Genomic DNA, 12,782 nt, shown 5'->3' on the forward strand with positions numbered 1-12,782 from the left:
CACACCAATATAAAGCCGCTTCATCGCCCCTCTTCCCCAAGCGAGGCGACGATAGCCAGATAAGCTATATGAAATGTTAACTATGTCGGGTGGTGCCTGAGCACCACACATGTCCGTCGGACGGCTCCAGCGGCGCGGCGCTCTCGCCCTGCGAGCTCGACAGCTTTGAAGCCAGCGAGGCGATGACGATGACGACCGCGATCAGGGCGATCACCAGCGTACAGATCGCGTTGATCTCGGGCTTCACTCCCAGCCGCACCTCCGAATAGATCCGGATCGGCAAGGTCGCCGAGCCGGGGCCGGTGGTGAAGCTCGCGATCACGAGATCGTCCAGCGACAGCGTGAACGCCAGCATCCAGCCGGCGACGATCGCGGGCGCGATCAGCGGCAGGGTGACGGCGACGAATGCGCGGACCGGGTTGCAGCCGAGGTCCATCGCCGCCTCCTCCAGCGAGCGATCGAGCGAGCCGAGACGGGACTGCACGACCACCGCGACGAAGCACATCGTCAGCGTGGTGTGGGCGATCGTCACCGTCCAGAAGCCGCGCTCGGCGTTCAGTGCCACGAACAGCAGGAGCAGCGACAATCCGGTGATCACCTCCGGCATCACCAGCGGCGCATAGAGCATGCTGGAGAACAGGGTGCGGCCGCGGAACCGCTCGCCGCGCGACAGCGCCACGGCTGCAAGCGTGCCGAGCAGCGTGGCGATGGTCGCGGAGGCGACCGCGACCCGCAGGCTCATCCAGGCCGCCTCGATCATGGCGCGGTCATTGAAGAACTCGCGATACCAGCGCAGCGACCAGCCGCCCCACACCGTCACCAGGCGCGAGGCGTTGAAGGAGTAGAGAACGAGGATCAGGATGGGCAAATAGAGAAACGCCAGCCCGAGCGCCAGCGAGGCGATGTTGAAGCGGGACAGGCGGAAGACCTTGCGCATCGCCCTACCTTCCCTGTTCGAGCTGCCGCTTCTGCAGCCGCTCGTACAAGAGCAGCGGCACCAGCAGCACGACCAGCAGCACGATGGCTGCGGCGGAAGCGACCGGCCAGTCCTTGTTGGTGAAGAATTCGAGCCACAGGGTCTGGCCGATCATCAGCGAACTGGAGCCCGCCAAGAGGTCAGGGATCACGAACTCACCGACGATGGGGATGAAGCACAAGAGCACGCCGGCACCGACGCCGGGCAGCGACAGTGGAAAGGTGACGAGCCAGAACACCTGCCACGGCGGCGCGCCGAGATCGGAGGCCGCCTCCTCCAGCGCCGGCTCCATCTTCGCGAGCGTGGCGTAGAGCGGCAGGATCATGAACGGCAGATACGAATAGACGATGCCGATATACATCGCGGTGTCGGTGGAGAGCCACACCACGGGCTGGCTGACCAGATGCAGCGCCAGCAGGATCTGATTGAGCAGGCCGTCGTGCTGGAGGATGTTGATCCAGGCATAGATGCGGATCAGGAACGAGGTCCAGAACGGCACGATCACCAGCACCATCGCCACCGCCTGCCAGCGTTTTGGCAATCGCGCCATGCCATAGGCGATGGGATAGCCGATCAGGAGCAGCAGGGCGGTAGCCGTGATGGCGACGGTCAGGCTGCGCACATAGGCAAACACGTAGATGTCGTCGGAACCGAGCAGTTTGAAATTGTCGACCGACAACGAAGCGAATGCTGCCTTCAACGCCTCCCATCCCGCCGTCAGGTCGAACACGGGCTCGTAAGGCGGCTGCGCGATCGCGGTCTGCGACAGGCTGATCTTGAGCACGAAGGCGAACGGCACCAGGAAGAACAGCGCCATCCAGACATAGGGCACGATCGCAGCGAAGCGCGCCGGCCGTGCGAAGATACGGCGGGAGCTCATGACGGCAGCACCACGCAGTCGTCGGGCGTGAACCAGGCGACGACGTTCTGATTCAGGCTGTACGCGTCGACGTCGGTGCGTGCGCTGTTGGCGACCGAAGCCTGCAGCATCCCGCCGGTATCGAGCTTCACCTTGTAGGTGGTGGTGCCGCCGAGATAGCAGATGTCGGCGATGACGCCGTCGAGCCGGTTGAGCGCCGTCTCACGACCGGCTTCGCTCACCGGGCCGCGACGCGACAGCTTGACCTTCTCGGGGCGGATCGCGACCGCGAACCTTCCCGCACCGACCGGCTCGCGCGGTTCAGCCACCACCAGCGCACCCGCATCACGCGTGCCAATGACCAGACGATGGCCGTCGCGCAATTTGGACTCGCCGTCGAACAGATTGATGTCGCCGACGAACTCCGCGATCCAGCGCGAGCGCGGCGCTTCGTAAAGCTCGCGCGGGCTCGCGACCTGGGCGAGCTTGCCTGATTTCATCACCCCGATCCGGCTCGCCATCGTCATCGCCTCCTCCTGGTCGTGGGTGACGATGATGAAGGTCATGCCGAGCCGGCGCTGCAGCTCCATCAGCTCGCCTTGCGTGCTCTCGCGCAGCTTCTTGTCGAGGGCTGCGAGCGGCTCGTCGAGCAGCAGGAGTTGCGGCCGGCGCGCCAGGGCGCGGGCGAGCGCCACGCGCTGGCGCTGGCCGCCGGACAGCTGGTCGGGCTTGCGCTTCTCCAGGCCCCCGAGCTTCACCAGCGCGACCATTTCCGCAACGCGCGTGGCGATGTCGGCGCGCGTCATGCCGGCACGCTTCAGGCCGAAGGCGATGTTGTCGCGCACCGACAGGTGCGGAAACAGCGCGTAGTTCTGGAACATCATGTTGATCGGGCGCTCGTGCGGCAGCGCCTGCGCGATATCCTTGCCACCGAGCAGGATGCGTCCCCCGTCCGGCGCCTCGAAGCCGGCAAGCATGCGCAGCAACGTGGTCTTGCCGCAACCGCTGGGGCCCAGCAGCGCGAAGAACTCGCCGGCCTTGATATCGAGCGACACGCCATCGACGGCCCGGAACGTCCCGAAGGTCTTGGCGACGCCCTCGATGCGCAGCAGCGGCTGCCCCGCCGCGGGATATGCATCTCCGGCGGCTGCTCGAGCCGCGACGTCCGTTCCGGGTAACTCTTCCGCCATAGTCCCTGCCAACCCCGATTCCGCCGCACGCTAGCGGCCGATTGGCCCTAGCTCAACCGTTACAGGGGAAGATCGTCCCAGATAGGCGTTCGTACATTGCAGCCCTGTAGCCGGATGGAGCGTCAGCGTAATCCGGGACGGTCCATCGTTGGCAAGACTTTCCCGGATTGCGCTTCGCTCCATCCGGGCTACGGCACTGCCTAGCTCACCCTCGCCATGAACGCCGCCAGCGCGTCACGATCCGCCGTCGGCATGGTCAGGCCGAGCTTGGAGCGGCGCCACAGAACGTCATCCGGAAAACGCGCCCATTCGTGGGTCATCAGATAGCGCACCTCGGCGCCGGTCAACTCGGGGCCGAAAGCGGGGCCGAGCTCGTCACGGGTCTTCGCCTCGCCCAGCACCGCCGGCAACCGCGAGCCATAGGCGGCAACCAGGCGCTGGGCCTCCGGCTCCGAGAGAAACCGCCAGCGGTCACGCGCGAGGTCGATCTCCGTGTCGAAACGGTCCCAGGCGAAATCGCCACCGGGCAGCGCAGCGCCGGCGGTCCAGGGCGGCGACATCGGGTAGAACGGGGTCAGCTTCGTCACCGCCCGCGCTGCGCGGAGGCGCGAGGTGGTGACATCGCCGCCGAACATTGTCAGCAGCGGCGCCTTGCGCCGGCGCGCATGGAACAGCGTCGTGCCCTCGCGCCCGCGCGCGGACGCCAGCGCCAGATTGACGCCGGAGACGGTGCGGACCACGTCGGTCGGTGCAACGCGCTCACGGAAATAGCGGCTGGCGGCCTCGCAGAGATAGCTGACCTCGGCACCGGGCATCGCGACGATGGCGGGATCGCCGGTGAAAGCATGGGTGACCGTGCCGATCAGCGTGAAGTCGCGTTCGAAGGGCCGGGCGAAGATCAGCCGCCCGTCAGTGTGCTGGAAGACGTAGACGTTTTCAGAATCGAACAGGCGCGGCACGACGATCTGGCTCATCTGCATGGCCACCATCGCCGGCTGCGGCTGCCGCAGCACGGTGTCCGCGACGATCGAGGTCCAGGCGCCGGTGGCGTTGGCCAGCGCCCGCGCCGTGACGATACGCCGATAGCCGCGATCGACCACGGCGAGCCGCCAGGTATCGGTTCGATCGGCACGCACGCAGCGCGCCCCGGTCCGGATCGCAGCGCCACGTTCGGCGGCATCCAGCGCCGTGAGCACCACCAGGCGGGAATCGTCGACGACGCAGTCCCAATATTCGAACGCCGTGCCGAACGGACGTTTCAGCGCGTTGCCGACCGGATGATGCGTGATGTCGAGGGTCGCTGACGGCGGCAGGCCGCCCCGGTTCGTGAGGCCGTCATAAACATACAGGCCGGCGCGCAACAGCCATGGCGGACGCTCCTCGGAATGCGCGGGGATCACGAAGCGCATCGGCCGGACCAAGTGGGGCGCGATGGCGAGCCAGATCCGGCGCTCGGCGAGCGCGCGGCGCACCCGCCAGAAGCCGCGGCGCTCCAGCACCGAGAGGTCGCCGTGGATCAGCCGCGGTGTCGCCGACGACGCGGCGCCGGCGAGATCGCCCTGCTCGAACACAATCACGCGCAGGCCGCGGCCGGCCGCATCGCGCGCGAGGCTGACACCGTTCAGGCCGCCGCCGATGATCGCAAGGTCATAGTCCGCCATGAAGCCGTCGAGAAGGAGCGAAGCCCTCTCATCACTAGAGCCATTTCCGCTCCGATGAAATCGGAACGGGCTCCAGATTTTTGTTTCGGCGCGTTTTCTTGACGCGAACCGGCATCCACTTTGCTCGAGGACGCTCTAGCCGGTCTTGAGCGCAAGCTCCATGGTCTCAGCGCGGCCGACGAGATCGGCATATTTACCGATCGGCAGCGGCTTGCCGAGCAGATAGCCCTGCACGCCGTCGCAGCCCTCCTTGGCGAGGAAGGCAAGCTGTTCGAGCGTCTCGACGCCCTCGGCGATGATCGACATTTCGAGGCCGTGGCCGAGGTCGATCACGGCGCGGACGATCGCCGCCGATTGCGGGTTGCGGCCGAGATTGGTGATGAAGGCGCGGTCGATCTTGATCTTGTCGAACGGGAACGCCTGGAGATAGCTCAGCGAGGAATAGCCGCTGCCGAAATCGTCCATGGAGATGCGCACGCCCAGCGCCTTCAAGCGGCGCAGCAGGGCAAGACCCCGGTCGAAGTCCTCGATCAGCACGCCCTCGGTGATTTCCAGCTCGAGCCGGCCGGGCGCAAGGCCGGTCTCGATCAGGATCGAGTGGACCAGCCCGACCACGTCGCCGTGCATGAACTGCGCCGGCGACAGATTGACCGCGACCTGGAGCGGCTTCGGCCAGGACGCCGCCTCGCGGCAGGCCTCGCGCAGGATCCACTCGCCCATTTCGACGATCAGGCCGCTCTCCTCGGCGATCGGGATGAATTCGGCCGGCGAGACCTGGCCGCGCACCGGATGCTGCCAGCGCGCCAGCGCCTCGAAGCCGATGATCTCGCTCTCGGCGACGCTGTGGCCCGCGGCCCCCTGCGGCTGGAAGGCGAGCGAAAGCTCTCCGTTCTTGATCGCCATCGAGAGGTCCTGGTGCAGCACGCGGCGATCGCGGATCTGCTGGTCCATCTCCGGCTGGTAGAGGCTGATGGTGCCGCGCGACTTCTGCTTGGCGCGGAACAGCGCCGCGCCGGCATTGGCCAGCAGCGAGGCGCCATCAGCCCCATTGTGCGGGAAGATCGACATGCCGGTGGTGACGCCGGCGCGGACCGGCCGGCCGTCGATCTGGAATTCCTGCGCGACGGCTTCGCCGAGCTGCTGGGCCAGTGCGAGGCCCGCTTCCGGCTGCTTGCCGTCGATGATCAGGCCGAACTCGTCGCCGGACAGGCGCGCCACCACGCCGCCGCGGGCGGAATCCTGCAGCCGCTGGGCCACCTCGACCAGGAGCTTGTCGCCGAGCGCATGGCCGAAGACGTCATTCACTTCCTTGAGCCCGTCGAGGTCGACGCAAAGCACGGCGAACTCCTCGCCGGTGCCTTCGCAGGCCTCGATCATCTGGGTCAGCGCCTGCAGGAAGGCGGCGCGGTTGGGCAGATCGGTGAGGCCGTCGTGATAGGCCATGTGCGCCATGCGCGACTCGGTCTGCCGGCGGTCGGTGACGTCTTCATGGGTCTTGATCAGATATTGCGGCTCGCCGGCATCGCTGAGCACGGTGGCGCGGCGGGTCAGGAACAGCCGCAGGCCGTCCTTGGTGGAGATCGGATGCTCCTCGGTGATCATCCCGCGCTTCTTGATCGCCGCCTCGTCGCGGGCGATGATCAGCTTGGCTTCCTTGGGATTGAAGATGTCGGACGCGGTCAGGCCCGTGGCTTCCTCGCGCCGGCGGTTGAGGATCGTCTCGGCGCTGCGGTTGGCGAGCAGATAGCGGCCGTCCTTGACCTGCTCCACGATCAGCGCGACCGGGATGTTGTCGACGACGAGCTCGAGGAACTTCTTGGTGCTCTCCAGCTCCTGCGACAACGAGCGGCGGTCGGTGATGTCCTCGAACACCAGCAGCAGGAATTCCGGCTTGTTGCTCTCGTTGCGGACCACGATCCGGATCGAGGCCACCATGCGCCGCTCGCCGCTGCGGTCGACGTCGAATTCATTGCGGAATTGACCATCCGGCGCCGCCAGCGCCGCCCGGTCGGCCGCCTCGATGCTCGCTGCCGAGCCCGGCGCAAACAGCTCCCGCGCATTCCTGCCGACGGCGTAGTCCCGCGACAGTCCCCAGAACCGCTCATAGGCGCTGTTCGCGAAGATGTAGCAACCGTCGTCGATGTTCTTGGCGGCCACGCAGGCCGGCACATGGTCGAGCACCGATTCCAGGAATTGCTTGGTGGAGGCGAGCTGCCGCGACAGCTTGCGCTGGTCGCTGACGTCGAGATGAGTTGCGACCGATCCGCCGTTCGGCAGGATGAAATATTTCACCAGGATGGCCCGCCCGTCGGGCAGCTCGGTGATCAGGCCGTTGGGGCTTGCCGCCTTCTCGTAGAATTCGTCGTCCGAGATGCCGCCGAGGACGCCCCGCTTGCGCCTGAGCTCGAGGATGTCGTAGCCGTTCATGCCGGCCCACAGGTCCGAGCGGGTCAGGCCGTAAATATCGAGATAGCGGTCGTTGCAGAAGATGATGCGCCGCTGCGCATCGGTCATCACCACGCCCTGGTTGAGATTGTTCATGGCGGAGGAGACGAAGGCGTTGCGCCGCAATTGCAGCCGCCTCGTCCGGCGCAGCGCCGAATGGACCCACAAGGCGACGGAGGCCAGGAACGCACAGACGACGATGCCCGCGATCAGGACTTCCCAGATCAGGTTGGGATCGAGCTGGCCGATGTAGCTCGGCGGGGCGAGTCCGTCCGAGAGCGCAAAGGCGCGCGCAGGCGCGACCGCGCTGGCCAGGCACACGACGGCCTGCACAGCAATCGGAAGCGTGCTGCCCACGTGCCAGTTCTTCTCAGCCATCAGCCACCCGCGATTTCAACGTCGGATTGTCTGGCCTCGCGGGTTTGGATCGGGTAAACGCCTGTACGTGCAACAGAAAAATGTGACGCCAAATACGGCAATTGCCCTGACATGATAAATGCTTCCTTAACGGAAAACGGCCCCAAGCCTTCGTTCTCAGGTCCAATTCCACCGGCGCTTCCAGCGGACGTCCTGCACAACCATGGATAAGGTCGACTGCATCGTCATCGGAGCCGGCGTCGTCGGGCTTGCGGTGGCCCGGCGGCTTGCGCAGGCCGGGCGCGAGGTCATCGTGCTCGAGGAAGCCGAGGCCATCGGCACCATCACCTCCTCGCGCAACAGCGAGGTCATCCATGCCGGCATCTACTACCGCGCCGGAAGCTGGATGGCGCGGATGTGCGTCAGCGGCAAGCACGCGCTCTACCGCTACTGCGGCGAGCGCGGCATCCCCCACAAGAACTGCGGCAAGCTGATCGTCGCGACCAACGCGAAGGAAACCGAGAAGCTGCAATCGATCAAGGCGCACGCCGAGGCCAATGGCGTGCTCGACATGCAGCTGCTCACGGGCGAGGCCGCACGCGCGCTGGAGCCTGCGCTGGCCTGTGACGCCGCGCTGCTCTCACCCTCGACCGGCATCATCGACAGCCACGCCTACATGCTCTCGCTGCGCGGCGAGGCCGAGGAAGCCGGCGCGGCGTTCGCGTTTCACACCCCGCTGGTCCGCGCCAAGGCGGCGGCTGGCGTGATCGAAGTCGAGGCCGGCGGCGAGGCGCCGATGACGCTGCAATGCAGCCTCCTCGTCAACGCTGCGGGACTCTCGGCGACGACGGTCGCGCGCAACATCGAGGGTATGCCGCTGGACCGGATTCCGCCGGCCTATCTCGCCAAGGGAAACTACTTCAGCTGCAGCGCCAGGGCGCCGTTCTCGCGCCTGATCTATCCGGTGCCCGAGCCCGGTGGGCTGGGGGTGCATTTGACGCTGGACATGGCAGGGCAGGCGCGTTTCGGTCCTGATGTCGAGTGGATCGAGACGATCAACTACGAGGTCGACCCGTCACGCGCCGAGCGCTTCTATCCGGCGATCCGCAAGTACTGGCCGACGCTGCCCGACGGCGCGTTGATGCCGAGCTATTCGGGCATCCGTCCGAAGATCGTGCCACCGGCGGTCGCCACGCAGGATTTTTTGATGCAAGGGCCGCGCGATCATGGCGTCGCAGGCCTGATCAATCTGTTCGGCATCGAATCGCCGGGACTGACGTCCTCGCTCGCGATCGCCGATCACGTTGCCGAGCTCGCAGAGATCTAGGCCACGCGCAACGATGATTGCGCGAGGTCTCGCACCTTGCAGCAGGGATGAGCGCAAAGGCTCTCATCCCTGCCTGAAAGGGTGCGATCAACTCAACACTGTTACGGGGGTTACTAGTGGAGCGTATCGCCTTGCTTCAGACGCTCAATCTGGTCCTTGACCATCAACTTCCGGCGCTTCAACTCAACAATTTGCAGGTCGTCTGTTGAAAGGTGCACGAGAGCTTCGTGCAATTCGTTTTCGAGAAGTTTGTGTTTCCGCTCCAATTCAACAAGATGTGCCTGAATTGTCATTCGAAACCTCCTCGGTAGGGTTGAACCTCAGGATTCGATCCGGACGGCGAAGTCTACATCACCGATTCGTTCTGTCGATGGATATCCGTCGTCGCCCCGTCATTTTTGAAAATACATATGTAATGAAGCGTGAGTACGGAACCGCGCGGAAAAAATCCATGATATCAATGCGCTTGCGCGGCGCCGTAGCGACTTGCAGAAATATGTTGCGGGAGATCGGCGGTCGATGGTCGCAGATCGCTTGCGGTCACGCCGCGCAAGGACGATAATTTCCACAGGGCATCCACAGCCCAGATCACACGCCTATCGGTTTTCGGCCACCGCAGACATGACCCATGAAGACGAGCGTGAGCTCGAAGCCGAGCTCACCCGGTTGCAGCAGGAACACCGAGATCTCGATGCCGCGATCGATGCACTGCATCAATCGCCTGCCCCCGACCTATTGCGGTTACAGCGGCTGAAGAAGCGCAAGCTGTTGTTGCGCGACCGCATCGCGTTCATCGAAGACCAGATCACGCCCGACATCATCGCCTGATCGCGTCCCGCACTGTCGTGACGCCTCCCCGCGCGTCTGAATCCACTTGACTCAAAAAGAACAAAATAGGAACATTCCTGCGACCGACGCCCCCAGGAAACGCCCAAGGAAAACTCACGAGGACAACGCAGATGCCGGCACCCGCCCTTTTGGACAACAGCCACTATGAACAGGCCTGCGATCAAGCGATCGCGATGTGCGACGGCAATCTGCGCAGCACCATCAAGGCGCTGATCATGGCCAACGAATATCTGGAGGCGGAGCTCGAAGAATTGCAGGCGGCAATTTCCGCCGGCTGCATTCCCGAGACCACGCGCAGCAAGGTGCGGAGCAAGAGCAGCGCCGCTTAACTTTCAACATTGGAGCAACGCCATGTCGGATGTGACCTATTACGTTGCAATGCCCTTTTTGATCGATGCCGACGGATCCCCCGTCGCAGGCGCGGCGGAGGAGTGTCAGTCCTCATCGGCAGCGCTACGGCGCGCCGAGATTCTGGCGCGCGGTGCCGGCCATATCGGCGCGGTCGCCTTCAGTCGCAGCGGCGATCCCATGACCGGCGAATTCGGCGACGCGACGCTGCTGCGCAAATTCGGCAACGTGCCGGAAGATCTCGCCACGCTGTAAGGAATTATTGTTCGAGCATGATCTTTTCGGAAAACCGCTTCACACTTTTCCGGATCATGCTCTAGCTGCTGATGAGCCTGATCCGCGGCTCGTGTCGGCGACGCGCCTTGCGCACATACATGGCGGCATCGGCCTCCTCCAGGGCGCGGCCTGCATCGGAATGCGGACCGAGCAAGGCGATTCCGGCGGAGGCGCCCGCCATCACCTGCTGCCCGCGGAAGTCGAAGGACAATTCGTCGATCGCCTGCTCGAAGGTTGCGGCCTTCGCCTTGGCATCGGTCTCATTGAGATTCCACAACAGCAGCGCGAACTCGTCGCCGCCGAGCCGGCCGACCACGTCGGAGGCGCGGACCTGCCGCGTCAGCGTCGCGACGATCGCCTTGAGCACCTTATCGCCGGCGGCATGGCCGAAGGAATCGTTGATCGGCTTCAGCCGGTCGACATCGAGCACGATCAGCGCGCCGCTGGCGCGATACCGCTTCATGTAGGCAATGGCGCGCGTGAGCTCGCGCTCGAAGCCGCGCCGGTTGGGAATCTCGAGCAGGAAGTCGGTGTCGGCGGCCGCCTCGAGTTCCGAGACCCGCAGCAGGGCCGCCTTGAGCTTGCCCCTGAGGTTTCGGATGGTCGCTTTGCTGTCATTGGCAGCCGGCGCGCTGCGCGAGGCCAGCCTGGCCGGGCGATTCGAGACGGCTTTGGATCGGCCGGCGCTGGTCTTCCGGCCCTTTTTGGCCTTCGCAGCGCTCGCCCTTTTTGGTTTCTTCATGGGCATCCTGCTCAATGAAGGCTTGCGGGGATTCACCAAGACAGGATAGTGCATTCCCTTCTCCTTGCCACCGCCTTGCGAGCCGCCGGCCGGAACCGTTAATCTGGCCTATGTTTCTGTTTTCCCGAGCACAATTGACGTCATGACCGCGCCGATCGCCATCATCATGGGAAGCCAGTCGGATTGGGACACGATGCGGCATGCCGCCGAGACGCTTCAAGCGCTCGGCGTCGCCGCCGAGACCCGCATCGTTTCGGCCCACCGTACTCCCGACCGGCTATTTGCCTTCGCCAAGGGCGCCAAGGCGGCGGGTTACAAGGTCATCATCGCCGGCGCCGGCGGCGCTGCGCATCTGCCGGGCATGGCGGCGGCACTGACGGAACTGCCGGTGTTCGGCGTTCCCGTCGAATCGAAGACACTCAAGGGCCTCGATTCGCTTTATTCGATCGTGCAGATGCCCGCGGGCATCCCGGTCGGCACCCTCGCGATCGGCAAGGCCGGCGCGATCAACGCGGCGCTGCTTGCGGCCGCCGTGCTGGCATTGTCCGACCCGGCCCTGTCCGGCCGCCTCGCCGCCTGGCGCAAGGCGCAGACCGACGCGGTTGCCGAGCGTCCGGAGGACAAGGCGTGACTGACGCAAAGCAGGTGAAGCTGAAGCCCGGCGACACCATCGGTATCCTCGGCGGCGGACAATTGGGGCGGATGCTGGCGATGGCTGCGGCGCGGCTCGGCCTGCGCTGCCAGGTGTTCTCGCCCGATCCGGATTCGCCGGCCTTCGACGTCGTGCTGAACGCGACTTGCGCCGAATATGCCGACGTCGAAGCGCTGGAGCTGTTCGCCCACGACGTCGACGTCATCACCTACGAATTCGAGAACGTGCCGGCGGCCGCCGCGATGGTGCTGGACGCGCGCCGCCCAGTGCTGCCCAATCGCAAGATCCTCGAGACCACCCAGGACCGGCTCGCCGAGAAGGATTTCGTTACGCGGCTCGGCATCGGCACTGCGGCCTATGCTGACGTCACCTCCGTCACCTCGCTGCGCGAGGCGATCCTGAGGATCGGCCTCCCGGCGGTGCTGAAGACCCGCCGCTTCGGCTATGACGGCAAGGGCCAGGCCATCATCCGCGACGGCGACGACATCGCCAAGGTGTGGACCAGCCTTGCCACCAAATCGGCGATCCTGGAAGCCTTCATCCCGTACGAGCGCGAGATCTCCGTTATCGCCGCGCGCTCGGCCACAGGTGACGTCGAGTGTTTCGACGTGACCGAGAACGAGCACCGCGACCACATCCTGAAAATATCGCGCGCGCCCGCACCGATCCCGGACGCGCTCGCGGATGAGGCGCGCAACGTCGCGAGCAAGATCGCGACTGCGCTCGACTATGTCGGCGTGCTGGCGGTGGAGATGTTCGTGCTTGCCAACGGCACCGGACCGAAGGTGCTGGTCAACGAGATCGCCCCGCGCGTGCACAATTCCGGGCACTGGACGCTGGACGGCGCCTCGGTCTCGCAGTTCGAGCAGCACATCCGCGCCATTGCCGGCTGGCCGCTCGGCAAACCGGTGCGCCACGGCGAGATCGTCACCATGACCAATCTGATCGGCGACGAGATCAACGACTACGAGAAGTGGCTGACCGTCCCGGGCGCCACGGTGCACATCTACGGCAAGGGCACGCCGCGCCCCGGCCGCAAGATGGGCCACGTCACCGAAGTTCGGCCCGCCAAGGAGAAGTGAGCGGGACCGCAGCAAAGG

Annotated in this window: 13 protein-coding genes; 6 read left to right on the forward strand and 7 right to left on the reverse strand. The window is 65.2% G+C overall.

Annotated elements, in window-relative coordinates:
- Nucleotides 1–76 precede the first annotated feature (76 nt).
- From QA649_RS38355 to QA649_RS38375, 5 genes are all read right to left on the reverse strand, one after another.
- Nucleotides 77–937: an ABC transporter permease subunit gene (locus QA649_RS38355; RefSeq protein ID WP_283021684.1), complete on the reverse strand. Its 861-nt coding sequence runs from the start codon at nt 935–937 to the stop codon at nt 77–79.
- Between the two features lie 4 nt (nt 938–941).
- Nucleotides 942–1,856 carry an ABC transporter permease gene (locus QA649_RS38360; RefSeq protein ID WP_283021685.1) on the reverse strand — a complete coding sequence of 305 codons (915 nt, stop codon included), beginning with the start codon at nt 1,854–1,856 and terminating at the stop codon, nt 942–944.
- The gene (locus QA649_RS38365) at nt 1,853–3,025 is read right to left on the reverse strand and encodes an ABC transporter ATP-binding protein (protein ID WP_283021686.1); all 1,173 of its coding nucleotides are present in this window, start codon (nt 3,023–3,025) and stop codon (nt 1,853–1,855) included. Before QA649_RS38365 ends, QA649_RS38360 begins: the two co-directional genes overlap by 4 nt.
- Before the next feature lie 200 nt (nt 3,026–3,225).
- Complete coding sequence (locus QA649_RS38370; RefSeq protein ID WP_283021687.1) at nt 3,226–4,686, reverse strand: glycerol-3-phosphate dehydrogenase; 1,461 nt, start codon at nt 4,684–4,686, stop codon at nt 3,226–3,228.
- Nucleotides 4,687–4,821: 135 nt separating this feature from the next.
- Nucleotides 4,822–7,509 (reverse strand): EAL domain-containing protein, encoded by a 2,688-nt coding sequence (locus QA649_RS38375; RefSeq protein WP_283021688.1) that lies wholly within the window; start codon nt 7,507–7,509, stop codon nt 4,822–4,824.
- A gap of 202 nt (nt 7,510–7,711) precedes the next feature.
- Between QA649_RS38375 and QA649_RS38380 the strand changes: the two genes are divergently transcribed.
- Nucleotides 7,712–8,815, forward strand: a complete 1,104-nt coding sequence (locus tag QA649_RS38380) for an NAD(P)/FAD-dependent oxidoreductase (protein WP_283021689.1) — start codon at nt 7,712–7,714, stop codon at nt 8,813–8,815.
- 113 nt (nt 8,816–8,928) lie between these two features.
- Here QA649_RS38380 and QA649_RS38385 read toward each other — a convergent pair whose 3' ends face one another.
- Nucleotides 8,929–9,108 (reverse strand): DUF465 domain-containing protein, encoded by a 180-nt coding sequence (locus tag QA649_RS38385; RefSeq protein ID WP_025034152.1) that lies wholly within the window; start codon nt 9,106–9,108, stop codon nt 8,929–8,931.
- A gap of 328 nt (nt 9,109–9,436) precedes the next feature.
- On the opposite strand from QA649_RS38385, the gene QA649_RS38390 reads away from it, so the two are divergent.
- The 3 genes from QA649_RS38390 (at nt 9,437) to QA649_RS38400 (ending at nt 10,267) form a co-directional block, all read left to right on the forward strand.
- A complete protein-coding gene (locus QA649_RS38390) occupies nt 9,437–9,643 on the forward strand; it encodes a DUF465 domain-containing protein (RefSeq protein ID WP_018641547.1) in 207 nt (68 codons plus the stop codon).
- 131 nt (nt 9,644–9,774) lie between these two features.
- Nucleotides 9,775–9,993 carry a hypothetical protein gene (locus QA649_RS38395; protein ID WP_018641548.1) on the forward strand — a complete coding sequence of 73 codons (219 nt, stop codon included), beginning with the start codon at nt 9,775–9,777 and terminating at the stop codon, nt 9,991–9,993.
- 22 nt (nt 9,994–10,015) lie between these two features.
- Nucleotides 10,016–10,267 carry a hypothetical protein gene (locus tag QA649_RS38400; protein WP_018641549.1) on the forward strand — a complete coding sequence of 84 codons (252 nt, stop codon included), beginning with the start codon at nt 10,016–10,018 and terminating at the stop codon, nt 10,265–10,267.
- A 61-nt stretch (nt 10,268–10,328) separates the two neighbouring features.
- Here QA649_RS38400 and QA649_RS38405 read toward each other — a convergent pair whose 3' ends face one another.
- Nucleotides 10,329–11,030 (reverse strand): GGDEF domain-containing protein, encoded by a 702-nt coding sequence (locus QA649_RS38405; RefSeq protein WP_283021690.1) that lies wholly within the window; start codon nt 11,028–11,030, stop codon nt 10,329–10,331.
- A 142-nt stretch (nt 11,031–11,172) separates the two neighbouring features.
- Here QA649_RS38405 and purE point away from each other — a divergent pair, with 142 nt between their 5' ends.
- On the forward strand, nt 11,173–11,661 hold the full coding sequence (gene purE / locus QA649_RS38410; protein ID WP_283021691.1) for a 5-(carboxyamino)imidazole ribonucleotide mutase: 489 nt from the start codon (nt 11,173–11,175) through the stop codon (nt 11,659–11,661).
- Nucleotides 11,658–12,764 carry a 5-(carboxyamino)imidazole ribonucleotide synthase gene (locus QA649_RS38415; protein WP_283021692.1) on the forward strand — a complete coding sequence of 369 codons (1,107 nt, stop codon included), beginning with the start codon at nt 11,658–11,660 and terminating at the stop codon, nt 12,762–12,764. Before purE ends, QA649_RS38415 begins: the two co-directional genes overlap by 4 nt.
- Nucleotides 12,765–12,782: the final 18 nt, after the last annotated feature.

Origin of the sequence: Bradyrhizobium sp. CB1717, assembly GCF_029714325.1 — a bacterium.
In the GTDB taxonomy this organism is placed as follows: Bacteria; Pseudomonadota; Alphaproteobacteria; order Rhizobiales; family Xanthobacteraceae; genus Bradyrhizobium.

Excerpts from the sequence above, each read along its gene's own strand:
- QA649_RS38355 (WP_283021684.1), bottom strand. The coding sequence starts at position 937 with ATGCGCAAGGTCTTCCGCCTGTCCCGCTTCAACATCGCCTCGCTGGCG.
- QA649_RS38360 (WP_283021685.1), bottom strand. The coding sequence starts at position 1,856 with ATGAGCTCCCGCCGTATCTTCGCACGGCCGGCGCGCTTCGCTGCGATC.
- QA649_RS38365 (WP_283021686.1), bottom strand. The coding sequence starts at position 3,025 with ATGGCGGAAGAGTTACCCGGAACGGACGTCGCGGCTCGAGCAGCCGCC.
- QA649_RS38370 (WP_283021687.1), bottom strand. The coding sequence starts at position 4,686 with ATGGCGGACTATGACCTTGCGATCATCGGCGGCGGCCTGAACGGTGTC.
- QA649_RS38375 (WP_283021688.1), bottom strand. The coding sequence starts at position 7,509 with ATGGCTGAGAAGAACTGGCACGTGGGCAGCACGCTTCCGATTGCTGTG.
- QA649_RS38380 (WP_283021689.1), top strand. The coding sequence starts at position 7,712 with ATGGATAAGGTCGACTGCATCGTCATCGGAGCCGGCGTCGTCGGGCTT.
- QA649_RS38385 (WP_025034152.1), bottom strand. The coding sequence starts at position 9,108 with ATGACAATTCAGGCACATCTTGTTGAATTGGAGCGGAAACACAAACTT.
- QA649_RS38390 (WP_018641547.1), top strand. The coding sequence starts at position 9,437 with ATGACCCATGAAGACGAGCGTGAGCTCGAAGCCGAGCTCACCCGGTTG.
- QA649_RS38395 (WP_018641548.1), top strand. The coding sequence starts at position 9,775 with ATGCCGGCACCCGCCCTTTTGGACAACAGCCACTATGAACAGGCCTGC.
- QA649_RS38400 (WP_018641549.1), top strand. The coding sequence starts at position 10,016 with ATGTCGGATGTGACCTATTACGTTGCAATGCCCTTTTTGATCGATGCC.
- QA649_RS38405 (WP_283021690.1), bottom strand. The coding sequence starts at position 11,030 with ATGAAGAAACCAAAAAGGGCGAGCGCTGCGAAGGCCAAAAAGGGCCGG.
- purE (WP_283021691.1), top strand. The coding sequence starts at position 11,173 with ATGACCGCGCCGATCGCCATCATCATGGGAAGCCAGTCGGATTGGGAC.